Origin of the sequence: Variovorax sp. RTB1 (genome assembly GCF_035018765.1) — a bacterium.
Taxonomy (GTDB): Bacteria; Pseudomonadota; Gammaproteobacteria; order Burkholderiales; family Burkholderiaceae_C; genus Variovorax.
Genome location: NZ_JASJXG010000004.1, coordinates 141,667 through 167,117 on the forward strand (window position 1 = coordinate 141,667; position 25,451 = coordinate 167,117).

General features: G+C 64.5%; 24 protein-coding genes and 1 tRNA gene. 11 read left to right on the plus strand and 14 right to left on the minus strand.

Annotated elements, in window-relative coordinates:
- The first annotated feature begins 13 nt into the window (after positions 1 to 13).
- Genes QN397_RS04555 through QN397_RS04585 form a run of 7 tightly spaced genes read left to right on the plus strand, consistent with a single transcriptional unit; the run spans position 14 to position 6,613 of the window.
- Entirely contained in the window at positions 14 to 1,090 is a 1,077-nt protein-coding gene (locus tag QN397_RS04555) for a Nit6803 family nitrilase (protein WP_323500186.1), read from the plus strand.
- Positions 1,053 to 2,123, plus strand: a complete 1,071-nt coding sequence (locus QN397_RS04560) for an MSMEG_0568 family radical SAM protein (RefSeq protein WP_323495819.1) — start codon at positions 1,053 to 1,055, stop codon at positions 2,121 to 2,123. The genes QN397_RS04555 and QN397_RS04560 overlap by 38 nt, the downstream gene beginning before the upstream one ends.
- Before the next feature lie 30 nt (positions 2,124 to 2,153).
- Complete coding sequence (locus QN397_RS04565; protein WP_323500187.1) at positions 2,154 to 2,759, plus strand: MSMEG_0567/Sll0786 family nitrogen starvation N-acetyltransferase; 606 nt, start codon at positions 2,154 to 2,156, stop codon at positions 2,757 to 2,759.
- 7 nt (positions 2,760 to 2,766) lie between these two features.
- Entirely contained in the window at positions 2,767 to 3,774 is a 1,008-nt protein-coding gene (locus QN397_RS04570; RefSeq protein WP_323500188.1) for a sll0787 family AIR synthase-like protein, read from the plus strand.
- Entirely contained in the window at positions 3,767 to 4,987 is a 1,221-nt protein-coding gene (locus QN397_RS04575) for an MSMEG_0565 family glycosyltransferase (protein WP_323500189.1), read from the plus strand. Before QN397_RS04570 ends, QN397_RS04575 begins: the two co-directional genes overlap by 8 nt.
- A gap of 30 nt (positions 4,988 to 5,017) precedes the next feature.
- Complete coding sequence (locus QN397_RS04580) at positions 5,018 to 5,302, plus strand: MSMEG_0570 family nitrogen starvation response protein (protein ID WP_323500190.1); 285 nt, start codon at positions 5,018 to 5,020, stop codon at positions 5,300 to 5,302.
- 18 nt (positions 5,303 to 5,320) lie between these two features.
- The gene (locus tag QN397_RS04585) at positions 5,321 to 6,613 is read left to right on the plus strand and encodes an MSMEG_0569 family flavin-dependent oxidoreductase (protein ID WP_323500191.1); all 1,293 of its coding nucleotides are present in this window, start codon (positions 5,321 to 5,323) and stop codon (positions 6,611 to 6,613) included.
- Positions 6,614 to 6,640: 27 nt separating this feature from the next.
- On the opposite strand, the gene QN397_RS04590 is transcribed toward QN397_RS04585, so the two are convergent.
- The 11 genes from QN397_RS04590 to QN397_RS04640 form a co-directional block, all read right to left on the minus strand.
- Positions 6,641 to 7,738 carry a bifunctional nicotinamide-nucleotide adenylyltransferase/Nudix hydroxylase gene (locus tag QN397_RS04590; RefSeq protein WP_323500192.1) on the minus strand — a complete coding sequence of 366 codons (1,098 nt, stop codon included), beginning with the start codon at positions 7,736 to 7,738 and terminating at the stop codon, positions 6,641 to 6,643.
- 110 nt (positions 7,739 to 7,848) lie between these two features.
- Positions 7,849 to 8,085: a hypothetical protein gene (locus QN397_RS04595; RefSeq protein ID WP_323500193.1), complete on the minus strand. Its 237-nt coding sequence runs from the start codon at positions 8,083 to 8,085 to the stop codon at positions 7,849 to 7,851.
- A complete protein-coding gene (locus QN397_RS04600; protein WP_323500194.1) occupies positions 8,085 to 8,276 on the minus strand; it encodes a hypothetical protein in 192 nt (63 codons plus the stop codon). Before QN397_RS04600 ends, QN397_RS04595 begins: the two co-directional genes overlap by 1 nt.
- An 88-nt stretch (positions 8,277 to 8,364) precedes the next feature.
- Positions 8,365 to 8,439 (minus strand) — tRNA-Arg (locus QN397_RS04605).
- A gap of 58 nt (positions 8,440 to 8,497) precedes the next feature.
- Entirely contained in the window at positions 8,498 to 12,655 is a 4,158-nt protein-coding gene (locus QN397_RS04610; RefSeq protein WP_323500195.1) for a translocation/assembly module TamB domain-containing protein, read from the minus strand.
- A 23-nt stretch (positions 12,656 to 12,678) separates the two neighbouring features.
- On the minus strand, positions 12,679 to 14,547 hold the full coding sequence (locus tag QN397_RS04615) for an autotransporter assembly complex protein TamA (RefSeq protein ID WP_416352303.1): 1,869 nt from the start codon (positions 14,545 to 14,547) through the stop codon (positions 12,679 to 12,681).
- Between the two features lie 114 nt (positions 14,548 to 14,661).
- Positions 14,662 to 15,570: a 2OG-Fe(II) oxygenase gene (locus tag QN397_RS04620; RefSeq protein ID WP_323495679.1), complete on the minus strand. Its 909-nt coding sequence runs from the start codon at positions 15,568 to 15,570 to the stop codon at positions 14,662 to 14,664.
- Positions 15,571 to 15,678: 108 nt separating this feature from the next.
- Positions 15,679 to 16,866, minus strand: a complete 1,188-nt coding sequence (locus QN397_RS04625; RefSeq protein ID WP_187053047.1) for a vWA domain-containing protein — start codon at positions 16,864 to 16,866, stop codon at positions 15,679 to 15,681.
- Between the two features lie 6 nt (positions 16,867 to 16,872).
- Positions 16,873 to 17,487, minus strand: coding sequence for a GNAT family protein (locus QN397_RS04630; RefSeq protein WP_323495678.1), 615 nt, complete (start codon positions 17,485 to 17,487; stop codon positions 16,873 to 16,875).
- A gap of 4 nt (positions 17,488 to 17,491) precedes the next feature.
- Positions 17,492 to 17,737 (minus strand): hypothetical protein, encoded by a 246-nt coding sequence (locus QN397_RS04635; protein WP_323495677.1) that lies wholly within the window; start codon positions 17,735 to 17,737, stop codon positions 17,492 to 17,494.
- A gap of 5 nt (positions 17,738 to 17,742) precedes the next feature.
- Positions 17,743 to 18,597 (minus strand): AAA family ATPase, encoded by an 855-nt coding sequence (locus QN397_RS04640; RefSeq protein ID WP_187053044.1) that lies wholly within the window; start codon positions 18,595 to 18,597, stop codon positions 17,743 to 17,745.
- Between the two features lie 164 nt (positions 18,598 to 18,761).
- Between QN397_RS04640 and QN397_RS04645 the strand changes: the two genes are divergently transcribed.
- Positions 18,762 to 19,445 (plus strand): c-type cytochrome, encoded by a 684-nt coding sequence (locus tag QN397_RS04645; RefSeq protein WP_323495676.1) that lies wholly within the window; start codon positions 18,762 to 18,764, stop codon positions 19,443 to 19,445.
- A gap of 125 nt (positions 19,446 to 19,570) precedes the next feature.
- On the opposite strand, the gene pcaG is transcribed toward QN397_RS04645, so the two are convergent.
- Together pcaG and pcaH are read right to left on the minus strand one after the other, a co-directional pair.
- On the minus strand, positions 19,571 to 20,176 hold the full coding sequence (gene pcaG, locus QN397_RS04650; RefSeq protein ID WP_416352144.1) for a protocatechuate 3,4-dioxygenase subunit alpha: 606 nt from the start codon (positions 20,174 to 20,176) through the stop codon (positions 19,571 to 19,573).
- 40 nt (positions 20,177 to 20,216) lie between these two features.
- Positions 20,217 to 20,942 (minus strand): protocatechuate 3,4-dioxygenase subunit beta, encoded by a 726-nt coding sequence (gene pcaH, locus QN397_RS04655; protein ID WP_323500197.1) that lies wholly within the window; start codon positions 20,940 to 20,942, stop codon positions 20,217 to 20,219.
- A gap of 124 nt (positions 20,943 to 21,066) precedes the next feature.
- Between pcaH and QN397_RS04660 the strand changes: the two genes are divergently transcribed.
- Positions 21,067 to 22,068 (plus strand): LysR substrate-binding domain-containing protein, encoded by a 1,002-nt coding sequence (locus QN397_RS04660; RefSeq protein ID WP_323500198.1) that lies wholly within the window; start codon positions 21,067 to 21,069, stop codon positions 22,066 to 22,068.
- Here the strand turns inward: QN397_RS04660 and QN397_RS04665 are convergent.
- Complete coding sequence (locus QN397_RS04665; protein ID WP_323495673.1) at positions 22,043 to 22,477, minus strand: MarR family winged helix-turn-helix transcriptional regulator; 435 nt, start codon at positions 22,475 to 22,477, stop codon at positions 22,043 to 22,045. The genes QN397_RS04660 and QN397_RS04665 overlap by 26 nt on opposite strands.
- Positions 22,478 to 22,687: 210 nt before the next feature.
- Between QN397_RS04665 and QN397_RS04670 the strand changes: the two genes are divergently transcribed.
- Both QN397_RS04670 and QN397_RS04675 read left to right on the plus strand, forming a co-directional pair.
- Positions 22,688 to 23,764, plus strand: coding sequence for a substrate-binding domain-containing protein (locus tag QN397_RS04670; RefSeq protein ID WP_323495817.1), 1,077 nt, complete (start codon positions 22,688 to 22,690; stop codon positions 23,762 to 23,764).
- Positions 23,765 to 23,873: 109 nt separating this feature from the next.
- Entirely contained in the window at positions 23,874 to 25,391 is a 1,518-nt protein-coding gene (locus QN397_RS04675; RefSeq protein WP_323495672.1) for an amidase, read from the plus strand.
- The last annotated feature ends 60 nt before the right edge of the window (positions 25,392 to 25,451 follow it).

The window sequence follows — 25,451 nt, forward strand, 5'->3', positions numbered from 1 at the left end:
GAGTCGCGCTGCCATGACATCGCCACGCATCGTCCGCGCCGCAGCGGTACAGATATCGCCCGACTTCGAGAGCCATGACGGCACCCTGAACAAGGTGTGCGAGGCGATCGATGAGGCCGCGGGCAAGGGCGTGCAGCTGATGGTCTTTCCGGAGACCTTCGTGCCGTACTACCCGTACTTCTCCTTCGTGCAGCCACCGGTGCAGCAGGGGCCGGCGCACATCCGGCTGATGGAGCGGTCGGTGGTGGTGCCGGGCCCGGTCACGCTGGCCGTGGCGGAGCGGGCGCGGGCGCGCGGCGTGGTGGTGGTGCTCGGCGTCAACGAGCGTGACCATGGCAGCCTCTACAACACGCAACTGGTGTTCGACGCCGACGGCACGCTCGCGCTCAAGCGCCGCAAGATCACGCCGACGTACCACGAGCGAATGATCTGGGGCCAGGGCGATGCGGCCGGCCTCAAGGTGGTCGACACCGCCGTCGGCCGCGTCGGCGCGCTGGCCTGCTGGGAGCACTACAACCCGTTGGCTCGCTATGCGCTGATGGCGCAGCACGAAGAAATCCATTGCGCGCAGTTCCCCGGCTCGTTGGTCGGGCCGATCTTCGCGGAGCAGATGGAAGTGACCATCCGTCATCACGCGCTCGAGTCGGGTTGCTTCGTGGTGAACGCGACCGGCTGGCTGACCGATGAGCAGATCGTCGCGATCACGCCCGACACCGGTTTGCAAAAGGCGCTGCGTGGCGGTTGCCACACGGCCATCGTCTCGCCCGAAGGCAAGCACCTCGCAGCGCCGCTGACCGACGGCGAAGGCATGGTCATCGCCGACCTCGACATGGCGCTCATCACCAAGCGCAAACGAATGATGGATTCGGTCGGCCACTACGCGCGGCCCGAACTGCTGAGCCTGGCGATCAACGAGCGTCCTGCCACGACCACGTTCGCCATGCCGGCCGCCGCCGAGCTTTCCAACGGTTCTTTCGGTTCTTCTTCTTCCACCGGACATCCCTATGACCACACCGACCGCAACGCCAACCTCCCCGTCGAGCCGGCAACTGATGACCGAGTTGCAGTCCTTCGGGTTGCGGCTGGTTGATCCTTCTGCCGGCGCGGCCAGCCGCCGCGGCGGTGCCGGCCCATCGGACCACAAGGCCGTCACGGTGGACGGTCACACGATCATGGTGCCGGTGCATACGTCGACCGCGTGGAACTCGCCCTTCACCGCGCAGGCACCCGACGCGCAGGGTATGAGCACCATCACGCGTGGTGCGATTCCCATCGCGAGCATCAGCTTCCCGAAGCAGCCGCGCTTCTATTCGATGCAGACTTTCGACGGCGTGCCGTACTCGCACATCGCGACGCTGCATGGCTCCGACGTCCTTGCGACAACGGTGCTGCAGACCTGCATCCGCTACGAGAGCCGCAAGAAGACCTGCAAGTTCTGCGCGATCGGGCAGTCGCTCGCAGCCGGTCGCACGGTGGCGCGCAAGACACCCGAGCAGCTGGCCGAAGTGGCGCGCGCCGCGGTGCTGCTCGACGGCGTCAAGCACATGGTGCTGACGACGGGCACGCCCAACGCGACCGACCGCGGTGCGGCCATCCTGTGCGAGAGCGCATTCGCGATCAAGGCCGCGGTCGACATTCCGATCCAGGGCCAGTGCGAACCGCCGGACGACGACCAGTGGTTCCACCGCATGAAGGCGGCTGGCATCGACACGCTCGGCATGCACCTCGAAGTGGTGACGCAGTCGGTGCGCGAGAAGATCATGCCGGGCAAGGCCAGCGTGCCGATCTCGCGCTACATGAGCGCGTTCGAGGCAGCGGTCGGCGTGTTCGGGCGTGGCCAGGTCAGCACCTACATCCTGGCCGGGCTCGGCGACACGCGCGAAGCCATCCTCGAGATCTGCGACACGCTGCTCACGATGGGCGTGTACCCGTTCGTGGTGCCGTTCGTGCCGATCAGTGGCACCCCGTTGGAAGACCATCCGGCGCCGACGCCGGAGTTCATGAAGTCGATCCTCCAGCCGTTGGGCCAGCGCGTCGCCGCCCACAACCTGCGTTCGAGCGACATCAAGGCCGGCTGCGGAAAATGCGGCGCCTGCTCCTCGCTGTCGGTGTACGAGTCCTGACTCGAAACCATTCGAAAGAAGGAGCCCACCATGAGCTGCATCGATGACATCGTCGACCCTGTGGTGCACTACGCGCCGGTCGAATTCCTCGTGCGCGAGGCTGCGCAGCGCTGGGAGCGCGACGAAGCGCATGCCTTGCGCCGCGCGGTGTTTTGCATCGAGCAGGGCATCTTCATCGGCGACGATCGTGATGGCATCGATGAGCACGCGCAGTTGCTGGTTGCGATGTCGTGCATCGGTGGCATGCCGGATCAGGTGGTCGGCACGGTGCGCATCCATGAAGCATCGCCCGGTGTTTGGTGGGGCTCGCGACTTGCCGTGCACGCGGCGTTCAGGAACCAGGGCCATCTGGGCGCGACGCTGATCAAGCTGGCGGTGACGCGTGCACGTGCGCAGGGGTGCAACACGTTCATGGCGCATGTGCAGTCGCAGAACGAGGCGCTGTTTCAGAAGCTGCACTGGCGTACGACGGGCGCGCTGACGATTCATGGAAGACCCCATGCGGAGATGCAGCCGGACTTGCGCTTTTATCCGCCGTGCCATGACCCGGTCAGCGGCTTCGTCTCCCGCGCGGGTCGTCCGTCTTTTCCCTCTCCGTCTGGGAGAGGCCAGGGTGAGGGCAGCAGCCTTGAATAGGGCACCCATGCTGCACGCCATCGTTGCTGCATTGCGCGACTCGCGCGGCTTCGCGCACAAGCGCGACATCAGCGACATCGTCACCGCACTCGGCCGGGCGCTCCCGGGCGGGACGACCGACCTGTCGCAAGCAGTGCCTATCGGCGACGACTGCGCAGCCATACCCGACGGCAATGGCGGCTACCTTCTCTTCGCCATCGAGGGCCTGGTCGAAGACTTCATCACCCGCATGCCGTGGTTCGCCGGCTACTGCGGCGTGATGGTCAACGTGAGCGACATCTACGCGATGGGCGGCCGGCCGACGGCCGTCGTCAACGCGCTGTGGAGTGCGGGCATGCAGCCGGCGGACGAAATGCTCAAGGGCATGGCGGTGGCGTCGGCGAAATATGGCGTGCCGATCGTCGGCGGTCACAGCAACAACCGAAGCGAGCGTCCCCAGCTGGCCGTGTCCATCCTTGGTCGCGCGAAGAAATTACTGACGAGTTTCGATGCGCGGCCAGGCGATCGCCTCGTGATGGCGATCGACTTGCGCGGCGCCTACGAGGAGCCGTTCCCCTACTGGAACGCCTCGACCGCGACGCCCGGTGAACGCTTGCGTGGCGATCTCGAAATCCTTCCGTTGCTCGCAGAAGAAGGCCTGTGCGATGCCGGCAAGGACATCAGCATGGCCGGCGCCATCGGCACGGCGTTGATGCTGCTCGAATGCTCCGGCGTCGGCGCGACGATCGACATCGATGCCATTCCGCGGCCTGCCGGTGTGCCGCTGCTGCGCTGGCTGACATCGTTCCCCAGCTACGGTTTCGTGCTCAGCGTTCGGCCCGACAAGGTCGACGCGGTGCTCGCGCGCTTTGCAGCGCGCGATCTGGCTGCCACCGTTGTTGGCGATGTCGACGCCACACGCAAGCTCATGTTGCGCCAGGGCTCGCAACACGAAGAGCTGTGGGACTTGCAGCGCGACCCGTTCATCTGCGAGGCTGCCGACTCCGAGTCCGACGCGCAGGTGGCCCATGCGTGAAGCGTTCGACTTTAAGAAGCCGCTATGCATCGGCCTGTTGACGCACTCGGTGAACCCGCGCGGCGGCGTGGTCCACACCATCGAGCTGGCGCATGCCTTGCACGATGCCGGCCACGATGTGACGGTGATGGCACCCGCGTCGCCGGGTCAAGGTTTCTTCAGGCCGATGCGATGCGCGACGCAACTCGTGCCGGTCGGTGGCACGCCCCACGACATGGTCGAGATGGTCGGCGGCCGCATCGAGGCCTTCACCACCCATTTGTCTGCGCTGATCGAAAAGAAGCCGTTCGACGTGCTGCACACGCACGACCCGATCGGCGGCAACGCGCTGGCCAACCTGCAAGACGAAGGGCTGATCGATGGCTTCGCGCGGACGGTGCATCACCTCGAAGTCTTTGCGTCGCCGCAGTTGATGTTCTGGCAGGCGCGCGGCTTTCGTCGTGCGCGCCAGGTGTTTTGCGTGAGCCGGTTGTGGCAAGACATCCTGCGGCGCCAGCACGGCATCGATGCGTCCGAGGTGAGCAATGGCGTCGACAGCGGGCGCTTCAGCGCCACCGCACATGACACCGATGCGGCGCTGGCACGTCGGCTCGGCGTGCGCACGGGGGCGCCAGTCGTGCTGGCGGTGGGCGGCGTCGAAGCGCGCAAGAACACGCTGCGGCTGCTCGAAGCCTTCGTGCTGCTGCGCGCGCGCAGGCCCGATGCGCAACTGGTGATCGCAGGCGGTGCCAGCTTGCTCGACCACGCACACTACACGCGCGACTTCAAGGCGTTGGCCGATGCCAGTGGACTGCGCATCGGCCGCAACCAGCAGGTGGTGCTGACCGGCCCGCTCGACGATGCGGACATGCCCGGTCTCTATCGCCTGGCCGATGTCGTTGCCATGCCGTCGCTCAACGAGGGTTTCGGTCTGGTCGTGCTCGAAGCATTGGCGAGCGGCGCGCCGGTGGTGGTGTCGCGCATCGCGCCCTTCACGGAATACCTCACCGAGGCCGATTGCCAGTGGGCTGACCCGGAGCAACCGTCATCGATTGCCGACGCGATCGATCGTGCGCTGAAAACCCGCGACCCGGCTGCGATCGCCCGCTCCGCCGAGCGCCTCATCGCCCGCTTCAGCTGGGCCGCCAGTGCCGAGCGACACGCGACGTTGTACCGGCAGGGCCTGTCCGCCGAGCCGGCGTCGGCAATGCAACGCGCTGTCGTGACCTGTTGAGCAATCGCTCGACACCACAAGGAAATCCGTATGCCCGTGATGCACTTCAATGTTCGATGGCCCGACTTCAGCGAGACGCGCTGCTACTCGCCGTCGCTGGTCGTCGAGGACTTCCTCGCCGTCGGTCAAAGCTACCCGCTACCGGACTTCATGCAGCGCACGCGCGATGCACTCGGCATCGCGTCGGAGCGCGTGCGTGCCAAGTACGGCTTCGCCTGTTTGCAGGCGATGGACCAACTGGCCGAGATCGAGCACATCGCCACCCGGTTCGACGCGCAACCCGATGCCCAGGTGACCGTCATCGCCTTCGACTGATTCAATAAAAGAAACACCATGCTTACCAAGACCACTCACTACAGCGTCGTCATCGTCGGCGGCGGCCAGTCCGGCCTGTCGCTCAGCCACTGTTTGCAGCAGCGCGGCATTGACCATCTGGTCATCGAAAAACGAAGCCTGGTGCACAGCTGGCGCACGCAGCGCTGGGACTCGTTTTGCCTCGTCACGCCCAACTGGCAGTGCGATCTTCCGGGCTGGCCGTACAAGGGCGCCGATCCGCACGGCTTCATGGTCAAGGACGAGATCAACGCGTGGCTGGCCGGTTTCGTCGAGCAGGTGCAGGCGCCGGCGATGGAAGGCGTCACGGTCAACAAGGTGTCGCGCGCGGGCGAGTCCGACCGGTACACGGTCGACACCAGCGCCGGCCAGTTCACTGCCGACCAGGTGGTGGTGGCGTCGGGCGGTTATCACAAGCCGGTGATTCCGCGCATGGCCGAGCGCCTGCCTGCCGGCATCGTGCAATACCACTCGGCTCAATACCGTAACCCGGCGCAATTTCCCGAGGGTGCGGTGCTGGTGGTGGGCTGCGGACAGTCGGGTTCGCAGATCGCCGAAGACCTGCATCTGGCCGGCCGCAAGGTGTTTCTTGCCACGGGCAACGCGCCGCGCTGCGCGCGCTTCTATCGCGGCAAGGACGCGGTCGACTGGCTCGCCGACATGAAGTACTACGACATGCCGGTCACTGCACATCCGTTGCGCGAAGGCGTGCGCGACAACACCAACCACTACCTCACCGGGCGTGATGGTGGACGCGACATCGACCTGCGTGCGTTCGCCAACGAAGGCATGGAGCTCTATGGTTTGCTGACCGGCATGGAAGGCGATGCGCTGCAGTTCCAGCCCAACCTGCGCGAGCACCTGGACCACGCCGACAAGATCTACAACGGCATCAACGCGTCGATCGACAAATACATCGAAGCCAACGGCATCGATGCGCCGCCGCCCGAGCGCTACGTGCCGGTGTGGGAGCCGAAAGAGGAGCGCACGACACTCAGCCTGCGTGCCTCGGGCATCACCAGCGTGGTGTGGTGCATCGGCTTTCTGCCGGACTTCGCATGGGTCGATGCGCCGGTGTTCAACGGCAAGGGTGAGCCGGTGCATCTGCGGGGCGTGACGCATCAGGCGGGGTTGTATTTCCTCGGCTTGCCGTGGCTGCACACCTGGGGATCGGGCCGGTTCTCAGGTGTCGCGCGAGACGCGTACTACCTCGCAGAGCAGATCGATGGGCGGCGCAAGAACGTGCAAGGTTCGGCGCTGTCGCGAGAAGAGAGCGTGGCTTCGATGAGCTGAAAGTTGGGCGCGCCTGCGAGGGCGGGCTCAGGCGGGAGGCGCAGGCAACTCGAATTGCAGGAAGTGGTGCAGCATGGCGAAGTGGTCGTCCATGAAGTGCGCTTCTTCCGCCACGAGTGCAGAGATGGGCGTCCAACTGGCCGAGGCCGCATCGTCGTCGGCGCGCACCGTCGGCAAAGGGCGATCGCCCAGGTCGAAGTAGTGCGCGTGCGTGATCGTGCGGCCGCGCTCGCTGCGATCGGGGGCGTCGAATACCGCAGTGCCCCTCAGGCAGGCGCGCAGGTCGGCGTCTGGCACGTCGAGGTGCGTTTCTTCTTCCAGCTCGCGCAGGGCGGAACGATGCGTGGTCTCACGCTGCTCGATGAAGCCGCCCGGCACGGCGAGCAGTCCTTTGCCCGGCGCTTCGCCGCGGCGAATCAGCAGCACGTGGCCGCGACACTTCACCACGCAGTCGACCGTGACCAGCGTGGGCGGCCAGGGCGCCGCGGCCCAGGACGCGCGGTAGTCCCGCAGCATCGTCCACTCTTCTTGCAACGCGGCGAAGGTTGGCTCGTTGCGCCAGATTGCCAGGAAGTCGAACGCCGGCAGCGGCACCATTGCGCGCAGAGGGCCGTCGTCTGTCGCACCGAACAAGGCGTCGCGCGCCGCACGGGCTGTTGCGGTCGAGGCGACCGACAGCGTCGTCAACTGCCATTCGGGAAACCAGTCGAGATAGGCGGTGGTCGCGTCTTTTCGGTGACCGACCAGCAGCACCGTGGTCGGCGCAGAGCCGGTCGCATCGGTCGAGCCCGTCGAACCAGCCGTGAAAGTCGTTGCCGCTTTCGCTGTGTTCGCCTTGTTTGCGCTGGCTATCGCCTGGCGAACTTCGGCGATCCACGGCGCGTCTTCATGGTGATCGCGCACCGGCACAAAACTGACCCGCTCTCGATCCGTTTCAGGCAAAGCGCGTCGAATCATCTCGGCACGCTGCTGCCAGCTGAAAGGATGCCGCGGCGAACGCGCGTGAAAGGCCGAGCCGATGACCACGATGCAGCGCTGCGCTTCAGAGAGCGCGCGCTGCAACAGGGCGAGGTGACCTTTGTGGAAGGGTTGGAAGCGGCCGACGAAGACGGCGAGATCATGCATCGCTCGAATGTAATGCCCGAGCGGAGCGCAAAAAGCAAAACCCGCCGGTGGGCGGGTTCGGTGAAGTAGCCAGCGCGCTGGATCGCGTGGTGGCCGAGCGGTGGAGCTCCTCAGAAGTTCGTGACGGCCCACTCGGCGACACGACGGACCGACGCCGAATTTCGCAGGCCCAACTGGCGCTGCAGTCGCGCCGCCCGGCATGCGCGTTCGCGGGCGACCGATTCCAGTGCGTCGGCGACGGCAGCTGCCGTGCGGCCATCGTGTGCCGATTCGCTTCGAAGTGAGTCTGCGAGCCCATGGATCTGCTCGATGCTCAGGCGCTCGGGGCGAGGGGAAACCTTGAACATCATGTTGCGATCAACAGGCGAATCAGCACGGGAATGGCGATAACCAGGAACCCGAGCATGACGTTGCGGCGCCAGCCAGCGGCATGTTGCTCGCGTTGGCCGGACCGGTAAGACTGGGTGAAAGCAGCCCGTTCGGTCGAATCGGACTTGTCTTTCCACCATTCGTGAGGGGTTTGTGCGCGCTGTGTCATGTAAGCAATTGTGCCTACGTCATCCTTTTGACGGGAGGAACTAGGTCACACTTAAGTACACAAAAAACAAATCTCGAGCCCGAGGCCTTGGTGCCCTCGACAGGAATCGAACCTGTATCTGAGTCTTAGGAGGACCCCGTTCTATCCATTGAACTACGAGGACTGAGCGCGCGAAACTTGCTTGTTTCGGGGCTTCGGGCAGCGGCGGCGACTTTAACAGTTCAGTCGTATTTGAGCGTGTAGATCAGGTCGAGCCCGCTCTTCTGGCCGGCCTGGCCGCGCAGGGTCAGGCGCCGCGTCAGGTCGTAGAAGATGAAGAGCGTGCCGAAGGTGCCTCCGATGCTGCGCTCGTAGGTCACGTAGAAGTCCGACGACAGCCGCTTGCCGAGCGTCACCGCCGATTCGCGCAGGTCACCACCGCTGCCAGGGCCTTTGAAGCCGATTTCGTCGAGCCCGAAGCGGCTGGCAAGGCTGCCGCCGGTGCCGCCTTTGCCCAGCCCGCCGAGCACCGCCAACGCGGCCTGCTGCAGCAGCAGCGATTCGCCGCCACTGCTGGCCTGGGCGCGTCCGAGGATCACCCACGACAGCGTCTCCGCGTCGGAGAGCGCGGGCTCGGAATAGAGCCGCACGCGAGGTGATTGCGCAGTGCCTGTGATCTGCACGCCCGCGCGCTGGGTGATGTTTGGCCGGATGGCCAGGATGTCGAGCGACGGGTTGTCGAACGGACCGTTGAAGCGCGCCAGGCCGCTCTCTACATCGAGTTCCTGGCCGTAAGAACGATAGCGGCCACGCACGGTCTTGACCTCGCCGGTGATGCGCGGCGGCGCTGTAAGCGAGGTACTGCGGATGTCGAGCTTGCCTTCGAGGCGCGTCGTGATGCCGCGGCCCTGGACCGCGAAGTCATCGCCGAGGTCGAAGGTGACTGCGATGTCGGGTGGCTTGGCAGTTTGCGGTCGGGCGTTGTTGCTTGCCGCGGTCGTTTCGGCAGCGCGCGCGGCAGCGTCGCGCTTGGCTTGCTGCTCAGCCGCCTCGCGGTCTTTGGCGGCTGAATGAACCACCACATCGCTGCCGAGACTTGGCGCGGTCTCGTCCGGCAGGATGATCACTGCGCGATCGGTCTTGAGGTCGCCCCGCACGGTGAACTGGCCGTTATCGAGGTGCGACTGCACCTCACCCGAAATTGTCACCTGTCGATCGGTGCGGACCAACACACGCAAGCGCGTCAACTTGCCTTGCACCGACATGCGGATGCCAGACCTCGAGGTGGTCGCGTCGCTGTTCCAGCGGACCTCGCCACGGGCCGACAAGCTGCCGCCATCGCTCGCAGCCTCGCTGGCGGCCGTGCTCCTGTTGCCGCTCTGGCCCGCGATGCGTGCCGTGCTGCCGGCGCCGCCCTTGAGCGTGAAATCCGTGATCTCGACGCGGTCGCCCGAAAGCGCGACCCGCAAGCGCCCATCGCGCAAATCAAGTCCTTCGACGGGCGCGCGCAAGGCGAGCTGGTCTGCACTCAATGTCCCGTTCCAGCGCGGTGCTGCGCGATGACCCGACAGCGTGGCATCGGCTTCGAGCGTGCCGGCCACGCGCCAGCCGGGTGGCGCAAGAATCGACCACACGCCAAGGCTCGGCAGTTTGGCCGTGAGCCGGCCGGCGAGGGGCGCGTCGGCAGCCCACTGCCAGCCGCCGTCGTGCTGCACCACGCGGCTCGACGCTTCGGCGTTGAGCTGACCGGCACGCTCGCTGTCCCAGGCCAGCGTCGCCTTGATCGCATCGCCTTGTGCGTCGACTTTGAGTTCGGCCTGCCGCAGGCCGGCGGGTGTGCTGGGGCCGACCGCGTCGCCATCGGACGCCGTTATGGTGCGCTCGCTGGCCGTGCCCGTGCCATGGCTCGTGATGCGCGTGACGAGCGCCGCTTCGCCGGCCTGCACGCGGATGTCGCCGCTTTGCCGAGCAAGCCGCGCATGGGCGCGAAGTGCGTCGCCGGCGTCGATGTCCCAATCGCCGTCGAACAACAAGTCGCCGGTGACGCCGGCATCGGCCAGTGCCGTGTTGGCGCCCAGTGCGCTCGCCCAAGCCATCGGCAGGCCCTGCAGCTTGCCTTGCGATTGCAGGCGGTACACGCGGTTGGTCGACGTGCCGCTCTGGCTGAAGCGCAATGGTTGCCAGTCGATGCGCACCGTGCCCGGCACCGGGCCGCGCAGCGTCGCGCCTGCGGCCGAAGCTTCGACGTCGAGCCGCGCGGCCGTCTTGCCATTCGCGGCCGTGCTGCGGATCGTGGCGCTGATGGCGCGGCTCAGCTCCAGCGTCCAGGGGCCGGGCCGCGTGCTGTCCTGCGCTTGAAGATGCAGGCTGGCGATCGTTGCGCGCCATTGATCGGCGCGCTCGAGGCCGCCGCTGGCGCGTGTGTCGAGCGTGATGTTTTGCGTGCCGGTGCTGGCCTCGCCTTGCAGCGACAAGGTGGCTTGCGCCAGGCTGCCGGCCAGCTCTGCGCGGATGCCGCGCAGTTGAATGGTCGACGATGCAGAAGCAGAAGAAGAAGAAGAAGAAGCAGAGGCGGGCGCTGGCAACCGAAGATCGAGCTTCTGCGCGATCAGCGTGGCTTGCACGGTCGGCTCCGCGTTGCCGCGCGGCGACGGCGTCGTTGCGCTTTGCAAGCGCCGTTGCACAGCCAGCCAGCCACCTTGCCAGCTGGCATCGAGACGTGCGGCACCTTGCGCGCTGCTGCCGGCAAAAGCCGATGCAAGCCCGGGCAGTCCTTCGATCCACTTCTGCAATGTCGCCGCATCGTCGATGCGTGCCTTGAGTTCGCCGCCGCCCTGGTTCGGCGCGATGCGTCCCTGCAGTTCCGCGCTGGCGCCTGGCAAGACGACGTTCAGGTTACCGCTGCCCGCCTGCTCGGCCACACGCAATTGCAGCTTGCCGTCGACGCTAGCGCGCTCGGCATTGATGCGCAGCATGCGCAAGTCGAGTGTCTGGTTTTGAAAGAGCCACTGACCTCGGGCCACGGCGCGATCGAGCTTCAAGCCCTTGAGCGAGTTGGTACCGGCGCCGCCTTCGGCTTGCAGCGCTACGTCGAAGGTCAGCGCATCGCCATTTTGCTCGGCAGTAATGCGGCCATTGATGGGCGCGCCAGCCAGCTCGGTATGCAGCTCGCCGGGCTTTACGCCGCTCACTCTGGCAGTGGCTCGCCATGGCGCCGGGGCAGGAGCCCAGGCGCCTTCGGCATCGATGCGACCGCCGCCAGCGTGCACCGTGGCGTCGGCGATCTTCCAGGCGGTGCCGTCGAAACCGACGTCGGCCTCCACCTGTTCGAGCGGCAATTTGCCGAGGTCCCAGGCGCCGGGCAGCGCGTTGCGGATGTTGCCCCGGGCCTGCCATGCGGCTGGGCCTACGGCGGCGTCGGGTTGCAGCGCGATGGTGCCGGTCAGCTGTGTTCGAGGTGCGCCGGGCCAGAGGCTCGCGGCGTCGATGTTTCGCAGATCGACCTGCGCATCTATCACCGGCTGCGTTTGCCATGGCGCGATCTGGGCTTGCAGCGCGGCTTGCATGAGCTCACCCGCGACCGGCGTCGTGGCATCGGCCGGCTTCAATTGCGCGCTCACCCGCAAGCGTGCGGCTGCGCCACTCAGCGTGCCCTTGATGGTGGCATCGGCCGCCACGTCGATGCTGCGGCCTTCGGCCAGCGGCGCCTTCACGCGACCATCGAGTGCCGCATCGATCGCCATCGGCGCCGGGCCTTGCAGTGCAACGCGGGCGCTGTAATGCCCGTCGGCGATGTCGACACCGGTGACGTCCAGCACATGCTGCGCGTTGGCGTATTTGTAGAGGCCCGACAGGTTCGTGGCCTGCAGCGCTGGTGGCCCGGTCCAGCGCAAATCGTCGATGCGAAATGGAAACTCGACATCGATCGGCAGTGCCAGTTGCTCCAATGGTTCGTTCGGCGTTTTGCTCGGTGGACCACGACGCTCGATCAGCAATTGCGCCGCATGAACTTCACCCAGTTGTACCTTGCGTTTCAAGAGTGGCGCGAGTGCCCAACCGATCTGGGCCCCGTGCACTTCGACTGCCAACGTCGGGCCTTGCCAGCGCAGCCAGCCGATACGCCCACCGGTGCGCAGCGAGCCGCTGACGTCGCGGCTTTCAAGTGATTGGCCAGCCGGCAGATGATTCGCCGCTTGCGTGAGTGCGAAGGCCAGCGACTGGTTCGACCCGAGCCACCACCAGGCGCCTGCGGTCAGCACGAGCACCAGCGCGATCAGCCCGGCGAAGCTCCACGCCAGCGCGCGCAGCGCACGACGGGTGCGCGAGCGGCGCACCACCTGCGCTTCGGGCGGCAAGGCGGTCGTCGTTGCGTTCGAGGGGGATTCGGCTTCGCTGCTCATCGTGCTTGTCGGCTAGCGCGATCTCAAAAGGTAAAGCCGAGCCGCAGATGCAGCCTGAACTTCCTGGTGTCGACGCCGTACGCGACGTCGGCCTGCACCGGACCGACCGGGCTGCGCCAGCGCACGCCGGCACCCACGCCGACCTTGGCTTTCAACAGCCCGGGCTTGTCGGCCACGGCGCCGGCGTCGACGAAGGTCACGCTCTCGAAATCGGTGAGCTTGCCGCCATAGACGACCGGGCGTTGCCATTCGACGCTGGCCACCGCGAGATAGCGACCGGCGACGATGGTGCCGTCGCTGCGCACGCTGCCGATCTGGCGGTAGCTGTAGCCACGCACCGTGGTGTCGCCACCGGTCAGAAACATCAGCGTCGACGGGATCTGCGCGCTGTCTTTGGCCGCGACCACGCCGCCTTCGAGCCGCAACTGCAGTCGGCTGCGACGTGCCTGCGTGCCGTCCTCAGGCACCGTGCCGATCGGCACGATGCCAAGCCAGCGCGCATACGTGCGCACGAAGGGCGTTTGTTCGCCCGTCAGCGTGTAGCCGGCGCCGACTTCGAGCGCCAGCGCCTGGCCGCGCGCAGGTGCGGTGTTGTTGTCGAAGTAGCGGCCGGTCCATCCCCAGTTGGCACTGATCGCCGAAGCTGACGGCGGTGCGTCGTAACCGCGGTTTTGCGCGTAGTCGTATTGCAGGAAATAGCTGCGGTCGATGTGATCGCCTGCTTTGCTGCGGCCACTGCGCAATCGGCCGCTGTCCACGTCGTAGGTGCCTGCGGTTTCACGCTTGAGCTCACCGCTCGCGAACCAGCGCCACCCGTTGTCGCCGGGGATGCTGTTCCATTCCGAGCCGAGCGAGCGGGTCTCGCGGTCGACCGAAAGCCGCGACACGGCACGCCAGCCGAGCACCGGCATCTTGTTGTCGATGTGGTCAACGGAAAGGCGCGGTCCACTGTCGGTGGTGAAGCCCGCGCCGAGCACGATCTTTTGCAGGGGCGCTTCGCGCAGCTGCGCGACCACTGGCGCTGCCTGCGGGTTCAATGACTCGGTGTCGAGCGTCAGGAACACCGAGTCGTAGTAGCCGCTGCTGGCGAGACGTTGCTGCGCATCGAGCAGTTTTTGCTGGTCGTAATCGGCGCCGGTCGGCACGCGGGCAATGCGGCGGGCGCCGTTGGCGTCGTAGCGTTCGCTTCCGCGCACCTGCAGCGGGCCGAAGCGATAGGCCGGGCCGGACTGGTAATCGACCGACAACTTCGCCTCCTGCCGGTCGGCGTCGACATCGGCCACGCTCTTCAGAATGCTGCCGGTCGGGTAGCGCTTGGCCGTCAGGTTGCGCAATGCCACGGCCTTGGCGTTGTCCCAGGCCAGTTGGTTGAACGGCTGCCCGGCACGCAAAGACCAACCGACCCGTACCGCGTCACGGTGCGCTTGCGACGTCGGATCGTTTTCGATGGGGCCGGCAAAGCCGATCTGCACCGAACTGACATGCGTCACTTCGCCGGGGTCGACCGTGATGACCACTTCGCGAGGAGCCTTGGCGCCAGCAATTGGTGTTTCCTTGAGTTCGAGCGTAAGCGTGGGCGTGAAGTAACCCAGCGTGCCGAGCAGCTCGCGCGCGTTGGCCTCGGCGGCCACCATAAGGCGCGAGAGTTCGGCGGCGCCAAGGTCGTCGACTTGGCGATAGCGCTGAATTTCGAGGTGCCGGTTGAGGTAGTCACGGACCGTTTCAGGGCCGTGCACTTCGAGGGCGAAGGCGTCGCGCTTGTCGCGTTGCGCAGTGCTGCTGGCGACCGGTGCGCCTTCAGGTGCATCCGCGGGCGGTGTGTGGCCAGTGAGGCCCGACAGCACGCTGCATCCCTGCAGAAGAAGGACACTCGCAAAAAACAAAGCCGGCATCCATGCCGGCGTTAAAAAAAGCACCCTCCTGACCATCGGGTCGATTCTGACAGCAAGGTCAGCCCGCCCGATATGCCCCCACAGCACCGCAGGGTCACATGCGCAACGGCAGGGTCAGCGGCCGGTGACCTTCTTGATGGTCGACCAGACGATCGGCGGCGTCAGCACACGTGCCACCGCGAGGGCCTTGTCGATGGGACGACGGTCCATGAAGATGGTGTTGAGCATGTCGCGACTCGGTTTGCCGGCCTCGGGACTGCTGTAGTAATAGGCGGCGATCGAACGCCGCGGCCGGCCGTCGGGCGCGTTGAGTGGATCGGTATGACCGTGGTAGCTGGCCTTGCCGTGCAGCATGAATATGCTGCGTCCAAATTCCGGCTGCACCTTGGTGATGCAGGCATTTTTCTTCTTGTCCCATAGCTCGAGTGCCGAGCCCCAGGTCGGGTCCCAACCCTTGTTGAGATAGGTGATGAACACCATCTCGTTGATCAGTCCGGACTCGGTGTGGCGGCCGAAGTCGCGATGGATCGCGAACGAGGCGCCGGTGCGGCTTTCGTGCAGACCGCCGCCATGCAATTGCGGGTCGGGCAGCAGGTACGGGCGGCCCGTGATGCTCGACACCCATTCGGTGAACCAGCCCGAGTTGACGATGTCGAAATAAATTTGCGAAGCCGGCCCGAGGCGGGCCCCGATCACCGATCGGCGAAACGATTCATAGCGGCTCTTGACGTCGAGCCAACCGCCCGTCGTGAGCGTTTCGAACTCTTCGAGCACCAGCTCCAGCAGGCGCGGATTGAAGATGCCTTCGATCACCAGATGCGGAAAAGGCTTTGCGACCAGCAGCTCATCGCGAAAGCGCTGCCGCTGCTCCGGCTCGAAGAGCTTGTAGTTGACCAGTTCATCCAATGGCAGCCGGACGCCGCGGATGGTTACGGTATTGGCAACGGGAGCGCGCTCCAACTGTCCCACGGACGCAGCCTCCGTGGCCGATGTAAAGATTTCGGGCGGGACGCTGATCGACATGATGTGTTGAGCTTAAGGGTCGAATGTGTGTACGTTTGTATTAATGTATCTGAAAGTAGCGAAATGCTCAAATTTTAAGTTTGATCCGGATCAATGTTCCGGTCGACGCTATTTGGAAAGCAGGCGCATCGCCTCTTCCAGCCCCTTGAGCGTGAGCGGATACATGCGGTTGGACACCAACTGCTGCATCACGGCGATGCTCTGGCGGTACTGCCAGACCCCCTGGGGTTCCGGGTTGATCCAGGCAAATTTAGGGAAGGCATGCGTCAGGCGCGCCATCCATTCGGCACCGGCCTCTTCGTTGTTGTATTCGACGCTGCCGCCCGGCTGCAGGATTTCGTAGGGGCTCATCGTGGCGTCGCCGACGAAGATGAGCTTGTAGTCCTTGTTGTACTTGCGCAGGATGTCGACCGTGGCGAACTTTTCCGAGAAGCGCCGCTTGTTGTTCTTCCACATGAAGTCGTAGACGCAGTTGTGGAAGTAATAGAACTCGAGGTGCTTGAACTCGGTCTTGACAGCTGAAAACAGCTCTTCGACGCGCTGGATGTGTTCGTCCATGGTGCCGCCCACGTCCATCAGCAACAGCACCTTGACGTTGTTGTGACGCTCGGGCCGCATCTTGATGTCGAGATAGCCGGCGTTGGCTGCGGTCGATTGGATGGTGTGGTCGAGGTCGAGTTCTTCTTCATGACCTTCGCGCGCAAACTTGCGCAGGCGCCGCAGCGCGATCTTGATGTTGCGCGTGCCCAGTTCCTGGCTGTCGTCATAGTCCTTGTAAGCGCGCTGGTCCCACACCTTGACCGCGCTCTTGTTCTTGCCGGCACCGCCGATGCGCACGCCTTGCGGGTTGTAGCCGCCGTTGCCGAATGGCGATGTGCCGCCAGTGCCGATCCACTTGTTGCCGCCTTCGTGCCGCTCCTTTTGCTCCTCGAAACGCTTCTTCAGCGTTTCCATCAGCTCGTCCCAGCCCATCTTTTCGATCTTGGCTTTTTCTTCGGCGGTGAACTCGCGTTCCAGCGTTTTGCGCAGCCAGTCGAGTGGCACTTCCTTGGTGAAGTCGGTCAGCGTGTCGACGCCCTTGAAGTAGCTGGCAAAGGCGCGATCGAATTTGTCGTAGTGCTTCTCGTCCTTGACCAGCGAAGTGCGGCTCAGATAGTAGAAGTCATCGAGGCCGAAAGCATCGTCGGAATTGGGTCCGACCACGTCGGCCTTCAGTGCTTCGAGCAGGACCAGGTATTCCTTGACCGACACCGGCAACTTGGCCGAGCGCAGGGTGTAGAAAAAGTCGATCAGCATGGCGGATCACTCCTTGTGGTTTGCTTGCGAACGTGGCTTGTCGAGCAGATAGAGCAGTTGCGCCCTGACCTCCGGCCATTCGCCCGAGCGCAGGCTGTACATCACCGTGTCGCGGATGGTGCCGTCGCGGCGCATTGCATGGCCGCGGATCACGCCGTCTTTGCGGGCGCCGAGCCGCTCGATGGCGCGCTGCGACGCGTGGTTGAAGTTGTCGGTGCGCCAGCCGACCACATTGCAGCCGAGCACGTCGAAAGCGTGGCTCAGCATCAGCAGCTTGCAGGTCGTGTTGACGTGCGTGCGCTGGCAGCGCTTCGCATACCAGGTGTAGCCGATCTCGACGCGTTTCACTGCGGGCAGGATGTCGTGATAGCTGGTACTGCCAAGCACGGTGCCGGTGGCCTCCTCGGTGACCGCAAATGCGAAACGATTGCCGGCCTCGCGCATCTGCAATGCGGTCTCGATGTAGCCGCGCGTGTCTTGCGGCTCGGGCACCGAGGTAATACGCAATTTCCATAACTCGCCATCGGCCGCTGCGGCGCGCAAGCCCAATTCGTGCGAGAGCGCCAGCGGCACCAACGCGATGCCACGCGACGATAGAGTGATCGGTTCGACGAAAGCCATCTGTTCAGCCTCTGGGGTTTCCATACCGGCGCGCGTACCAGACACGCGCCAACTGCAGCCCGCCACCGGCACCGAGGCCGACGAGCAGGATGCCGATCATTTCGCGGGCGCTGTAGCCGGCGCTGGCAAAGGCATCGATGCCGAACGCCATGCCGATCCAGCGACCCAACAAGCCGCCCACGACGAACAGCACCGCCTGCGCGACGCCGAGAATGAGCAACTGGCTCGTCGGGTGCGGTGTTTGAGCCATGGGCCTCAGCGGTTGTTGCGCTGCATGAAGACGAGCTTCTCGAACAGCGTCACGTCCTGTTCGTTCTTGAGCAGCGCGCCGACCAGCGGCGGCACTGCCACCTTGTCTTCCTTGCTCTGCAACGCTTCGAGCGGAATGTCTTCAGCCACCAGCAGCTTGAGCCAGTCGAGCAGTTCGGAGGTCGAAGGCTTCTTCTTCAGGCCAGGCAGGTTGCGCACGTCGTAGAACGTCTTCATCGCGGCGGTGAGCAACTCCTGCTTCAGGCCGGGGAAGTGCACGTCGACGATCTGCTTCATCGTGGAGGCGTCTGGAAACTTGATGTAGTGGAAGAAGCAGCGGCGCAGAAAAGCGTCGGGCAGTTCTTTCTCGTTGTTCGACGTGATGAACACCAGCGGCCGGTGCTTGGCGCGAATGAGCTCGCGCGTCTCGTAGCAATAGAACTCCATGCGGTCGATTTCGCGCAGCAGGTCGTTCGGAAATTCGATGTCGGCCTTGTCGATTTCGTCGATCAGCAGTGCAACCGGTTCTTCTGCCGTGAAGGCTTGCCACAACACGCCCTTCAGGATGTAGTTGTGTATGTTCTTGACGCGCTCGCCACCGTCGACGTCGGCCAGTTGCGAATCGCGAAGGCGGCTGACGGCGTCGTATTCATACAGACCCTGTTGCGCCTTGGTGGTCGACTTGATGTGCCATTGGAGCAGCGGCAGTTCGAGTGCCTGTGCCACTTCTTCGGCCAGCATCGTCTTGCCGGTGCCGGGTTCGCCCTTGACGAGCAGGGGCCGTTTGAGCGTGATGGCGGCGTTGACTGCCAGCATCAGGTCTTGCGTGGCAACGTAGTTGTCTGAACCCTTGAATTTCATGGATGTAGCTGCAACAGGAGGGTGGATAAAAGAAGACAGTCGAGTCGCTATGCGGCCTGTGAGGCGCATTCCGCACGGGGCTGCTGAGAGCCGCCCCATGAGCCGCCGCATATAATCGAAAGCTGATAGAGAAACCGAAATTTCCACGAGATTGTGCGCGCAAAATGAACAAGTTGTTGACCACGATATTTGCCTTCGCTGTCGCTTGCGTGACGTTTTCGGCCCAGTCCCAAACGCTCACCGGCAACGCGAAAGACGGCTCCAAAAAGATCGCCATGTGCGTGGGTTGCCACGGCATCGTCGGGTACCAGGCGAGCTTTCCCGAGATCCACAAGGTGCCGATGATTGCGGGCCAAAGCGCCACCTACATCGTGTCGGCACTCACTGCTTACAAGGGCGGCGATCGCAAGCACCCGACGATGCGTGCCATCGCCGACACCCTTGCGCCGCAAGACATCGTCGACCTCGCTGCGTACTACAGCCAGCTCGGCCTGAAAGAAGGCGACGCGCCGCCGGCTGCGTTGGCCAAGGCGCCCAGCAAGGAAGTCGAAGCACTTATCGCGCGGGATTCGGCCAACGCCTGCACCAAGTGCCACGGCGCCAATTTCAATACGCCGAACGACGGCACCGTGCCCAAGCTGGCCGGCCAGTATCCGGACTATCTCTTCGTCGCACTCAAGGCGTACAAGGCCGACAACCATCCGATGGTCGGCCGTGCCAACGCCATCATGGGCGGGCAGGCGAAGCGGTATAGCGTGGCTGAACTGAAGGTACTGGCCAGCTACATCAGCACATTGCCGGGCGATGTGAAAACGGTCCCCGAGTCGCTCCTTCACCGGTCTGATTGAAGATGCCGGTGAAGACGCCATGTCAGGCGTCCCGGCACCATTGAAAAAGCCCGCTCGCAGCGGGCTTTTTTACGGTCGAGCTCACGACGCGATCTCTCGGCGCGTCATTGCACGGCAAGCTGGGTTCAGACGTCGAAGAACACCGTTTCGCCATCGCCCTGCATACGGATGTCGAAGCGATATCGCACCGCGCCGTCTTGCGCCACGCGTTCCGCGATCAACGTGCCGCGGCGATCGGCGGGTACGCTTTGCAGCACGGCGTCATTCGCGTTGGCACCCGCTTCGTCGCTGAAATAGATTCGCGTGAAGGTGTGCAGCAACAGCCCTCGCATCGTCACGATGACGTTGATGTGCGGTGCCTCGCCCGATGTTTCGGTGCCGGGCTTCACCGTATGGAATACGAAGCGATTGCCGCTTTCGGTTCCCGTGCCGCAGCGGCCGAATCCCCGAAAGCCCGAGCTTCGCGCCTCGTCGACCGTTTGCGGATAGCGGCCTTCGCCATCGGGCTGGCTGATCTCGACCAGCGCATCGCCGATTACATTGCCGTCGCCGTCGATCACGCGGCCTTCGACCCGAATGCGCTCGCCTCTGGCGTTTTCGAGCGCCAGCACGGCGTCGAAAGGCTGGTCGAAGTCGTAGCCGTATTGCGAGGCGGTGAGGCCGTAGGCAAAGTAGGGGCCTACGGTTTGGGAAGGGGTCTGGCCGAAGTCGGCTTCCAGTGCGCTCATCATGGTGCGAGTCTCCTTGTCGGTGTCTTTGTCTGTCGGGCCATCAACGGTTTTCGAACGGCGTTTCGTCGGCGCCGCGCAGCACGATGTCGAACTGGTAGCCCAGTGCGTAGCCTTCTTGGGTGGCGTCGAGGCTGAAGTCGGCGATCAAGCGGTTGCGATAGCGCTCCGGCGTGCCGCTGATCATCGGGTCGTGCTGCATCAGCGGGTCACCGGGAAAGTACATCTGCGTCACCAGCCGACTCGCGAAATGCTGGCCGAACAGCGACAAGTGAATGTGCTGCGGGCGCCATGCGTTGGGATGATTGCCCCAGGGATAGGCACCCGGCTTGATGGTCAGAAACCGATAACGGCCTTCGCTGTCGGTCAGGCAGCGCCCGGCACCGAGAAAGTTGGGATCGAGCGGCGCATCGTGCTGGTCGACCTTGTGCACATAGCGGCCCGACGCGTTGGCCTGCCACAGCTCGACCAGCGTGTTGGCGACCGGGCGTCGACGCTCGTCGATCACCTGGCCGGTCAGGATCATGCGTTCGCCCAACGGCTCGCCGTTCTTGCGCGCGTTGCGCGTCAGGTCGTGGTCGAACTCGCCGATGGCGTTGTGACCGTAGACCGGTTGCTGCAGTTCGCCGAGCGATGCCTTGAGTGGAATCAGCGGCTGTTGCGGGCCGCGCTTCAAGGTCGACTTGTAGCCCGGGTAAATGTACGAGGGGTGGCTCGCCCAGTCGCGCGGTGAGAGCGTCGCCAGGGGCTTTGGGGTTCGGTCCAGCATGTTTTGTGTCCAGTCTGAATTTCTTGAGGATGTCTCGTCGGTATTTCAACGGCGGGCTTTACTTTAGAAGTCGCCTTCGATCATGTAAATTGAAGATTCCGTCTTTTTCAATAATCAACGGTAATTGAAATCCGCTCCCGCTGTTCCTTCGCTGGCCTTCGCCCGCAACGTGCAACTGCGTCATTTGCGATGCTTCGTCGCGATCGCCCAGGAGCGTCATTTGGCACGCGCAGCGGAGCGACTGGCGCTGAGCCAACCGGCCATTTCCAAGACATTGGCAGAGCTCGAGACGCTTGCCGGCACGCGTCTGGTCGAGCGCAGCAGTGCCGGCCGGCGCGGCGTTCAGGGCCTGACGCCAACGGGCGAACAGTTGCTGGGCCACGCACTGCGCGTGCTGGAGGCGGTGGACGCCAGCGCGCAGGCGATCGCGCCCGCTGCGGGTGACCGACTCGAGCGCTTGCGCATCGGCGCGCTGCCGAGCGTGGCACCGGCGCTGCTGCCGCAGGCGCTGGCCCGCCTGCGCAGCCATTGGCCGGCATTGCAGGTGACCGTGAAGAGCGCTGCCAACGCGGTGCTGCTAGACGCGTTGCGCGCAGGAGAACTCGACCTCGTCGCCGGCCGCATGAGCGATCCGCAGCTGATGAAGGGCTTGAGCTTCGAGTTGCTCTACGCCGAGCCGCTGGTGTTCGTGGCACGGAATGGGCACCCGCTGGCCCGGCGTGCAGCGTCGGTACAGGCGGTGCTCGCCTATCCGATCGTGTTGTTCGCCGAGGGCACGATCCCGCGCCACAGCACCGAGAGTTTCTTTTCCGCGCGCGGCCTCGCAGTGCCGCCGAACGCATTGGAGACGCTGGACCTGATGGTGGCGCGCGCGCTGGTGGCGCAGTCCGATGCGGTCTGGATCACGCCGCTCGGCGCTGTCCACGACGACCTGAAGGCTGGCACGCTGGCACGGCTGCGCATCCAGACATCCGGCACCGAAGAACCGGTCGGGCTGCTGCTGCGCAGCGAAGCCGAGCCGTCGGCCGCCTGCAATGCGATGGTGGGGCTGTTGCGCGAGTCGGCCCGGCAAGGCCAGAAGCCCACGCGCACCGGCCGGCTCAGTGCGTCTCGCACTCCTCGATGAAGCTTTCGAGCAGCTTCTTGAGCTGACTGGTCTTGCGCGGCCCCAGTGCCTCTTCCAGTTGACCGTGGTGCGCATCGACGCTCTTCTTCAGGCGCGCCACCGTTTCGAGCCCGAGGTCGCTGATGTAAACGAGCACCCGGCGACTGTCCGACGCATCCGCGGCCCGCTGCACCAGGCCACGGCCCACCAGCTTGTCGACGTTCTTGGTCAGCGCCGGATGGTTGAGCAACACCGTCTCCGCCAGATCCCCCATCGACCGCCCCTGTTCGTCTGCCAGCACCTGAAGAATGCGCCAATGCTCCTCGGTCACTTCTTCTGCGGCGATCGACTGGGCCAGCCCGATGCGCATGCGCCGGTTGGCGGCGGCCAGCAGATAGGCAAGGTACTGCGAGATGTCTTGCTCAGGCATGGGTGGGGCGGTAGGCTTTGTCATGAGTGCGCAGGGTATCTTTCAAGGTTAGCAACGATCGTTTTCCTTGGAAAGCGTTGGCGCGATTTTTGCGGCACTTCAATCCCTGTTGCCATCTTGGTGCAATGCTTGGGAGTTCCGATGTTTTTATCCCTTGGATCGGTCATGCGTCGCTCGCCCGAACCCACGCCGTATGGTGGCACCTGGCACTTGCGGCGTCCCCCGCACCCGCCGCTAGCGCGTTCGGAACTCAATATCGCGCTCTGCGTGCCGCTCGGTGGCTCGGCTGGCATATGGGGGCCGTCGGCGCTCGCGTCCGCGAAGCTGGCGGTGGCCGAACTCAACCGCGAGGCGGGCATCGGCGGCCGCTCCTGCCGTTTGCTCACCGTCAATGCGGCGGACGACTCGGCCGACATCGAGGCCACCCTGACCGAACTGGTCCAGGCCGGCGACATCGACGCCATCATCGGCATGCATACCAGCGGGGTGCGGCAACGCATCCTGCGCGCGGTCGGTGGCCAGATTCCGATCATCTACACCCCGCTCTATGAGGGGGGCGAGTCCACTGCCGGAGTGTTCGCGATCGGCGAGACCACCGCCCGCCAGCTTCAGCCGTCCATTGCATGGCTCGGCCAGCGCAAGCGTCCGCGGCGCTGGTTCGCGATCGGCAACGACTACATCTGGCCGCACATGTCGCATCGCATGGCGCGCGGCTACATCGCCGAGGCGGGCGCCGCCATGGTCGGCGAGAGCTATGTCCCGTTCGGCACAACCGATTTTTCGGTGGCATTCGACGCGCTGCGTCAGTGCCGCGCCGACGCCGTGTTGGTGTCGCTTATAGGCCAGGATGCGATCGAATTCAATCGCGCTTTCGGCCGCGCCGGTCTGCACCGCGACATGCTGCGCTTCTCGTGTGCCATGGGGGAAAACGAGCTGCTCGGCATCGGCGCCGACAACGCAGACGAGCTGTATGTCGCGTGCGGCTATTTCGCCACGCTCGACACCGAGTCCAACCTGGCGTTCAAGGAGCGCTATCACGCGCACTTCGGCGAACGCGCACCCACGCTCAATACCTTCGGCCAGTCGACCTATGAAGGCATGCATTTCCTCGCGGCGCTGCTCGACGGCCATCTGCAGACGGGCATCGACCGCGAGCACCTGGGCCACGCGCCGCTGGTCTACCGCAGTGCCCGCGACGCCGCTTACGAAGGCAGCGGCATCAACCGCGTGCCGATCTATCTCGCCCGCGCCGAGGGCAATGCTTTTCGTGTTCTGACGCGGTTTTGACCAAAGTGGACCGACAAATTTTGTTTTCCAAGGAAAATAAAATACTTGACGTGAAAACTATCAACTTACAGAATTCGAGCCACATTCAACGCAAAAGACGGAGTCAGCCATGGCCATCAAACGCCCTACCATCGACCAGCTGCAAGACGTTGCATTGAGTCTCGGCATCCATCTGTCCGAATCGCAGGCGTCCAGCTACAACGCGCTGCTCCAGGGCAACTTCGATGCCTACGATGTGATCGATGCGATGCCCGACTACCAGCCCGTCGTCAGCTACGCGCGCACGCCCGGCTACCGCCCCTCCGGCGAAGAAAACAAGTACGGCGCCTGGTACATCAAGACCACGATCAAAGGCAAGCCGGGCGGCAAGCTCGACGGCAAGACGGTCGTGCTCAAAGACAACGTGTGCCTGGCCGGCGTGCCCATGATGAATGGCGCCTCCACGCTCGAGGGCTACATGCCGAACGTCGATGCGACGGTCGTCACACGGCTGCTCGACGCCGGCGCCACGGTGGTGGGCAAGTCGGTCTGCGAGTACTTCTGCTTTTCCGGCGGCTCGCACACCAGTTCTTCGGGGCCGGTGCACAACCCGCACCGCATGGGGTATTCGGCGGGCGGCTCGTCGTCCGGCAGCGCAGCGTTGGTCGCCGCTGGAGAAGTCGACCTCGCCATCGGTGGCGACCAGGGCGGCTCGATCCGCATGCCCGCTTCCTACTGCGGTATCTACGGCATGAAGGCCACGCACGGCCTCGTGCCCTACACCGGCGTGATGCCGATCGAGCTGACCATCGACCACACCGGGCCGATGACCAACAACGTCACCGACAACGCATTGATGCTCGAAGTGCTGGCGGGGCCCGATGGGCTCGACCCGCGTCAGCATGCGGGCCAGGAATCCAAGCCCTACGCCGAACTCATGAAAGGCGGCGTCAAGGGCATGCGCATCGGCATCGTCACTGAGGGCTTCGGCTGGCCGCAGTCCGACGCCTTGGTGAACGAAAAGGTGCGCAAGGCGGCCGAGGTGTTCGCCGGGCTCGGCGCCATCGTGAGCGAAGTGTCGGTGCCCATGCATGCGGTCGGTCCGGCGATCTGGTTGCCGATCGCGGCCGAGGGCGCGACCCAGCAAATGATGAAGGACAACGGGCACGGCTTCAATTGGAAGGGCCTGTACGTCACCAGCATGGTCGACTTCCACGCGGGCTGGAAACAGCGGGCCGACGAGCTGTCGGAAACGCTCAAGCTCACCATGGTGCTGGGCGAGTATTTCATCCAGCACTACCGCGGCCACTTCTACGCCAAGTCGCAGAACCTGTCGCGCCAGTTGACGGCCGCCTACGACAGCTCGCTGGCAGAGTTCGACCTGCTGCTGATGCCCACCCTGCCCATGACCGCCACGCCGTTGCCCGCCGCTGGTGCGCCGGTCGAGGAAGTGATCGGCCGTGCCTTCGAGATGCTGCCCAACTGCTGCCCGTTCGACGTGACCGGCCATCCGGCCATGAGCGTGCCGTGCGGGCTGGTCGATGGCATGCCGGTCGGGATGATGCTGGTCGGCAAGTTCTACGACGAAGCCACGATCTACCGCGCCGCCTTCGCATTCGAGCAGGCCGGCGACTGGAAAGCGATCTGACCGCGACCCTCGCCTTTCCAGTTTTCTTTCCGCAGTCCTTCTTTCAATAAAACCACGACG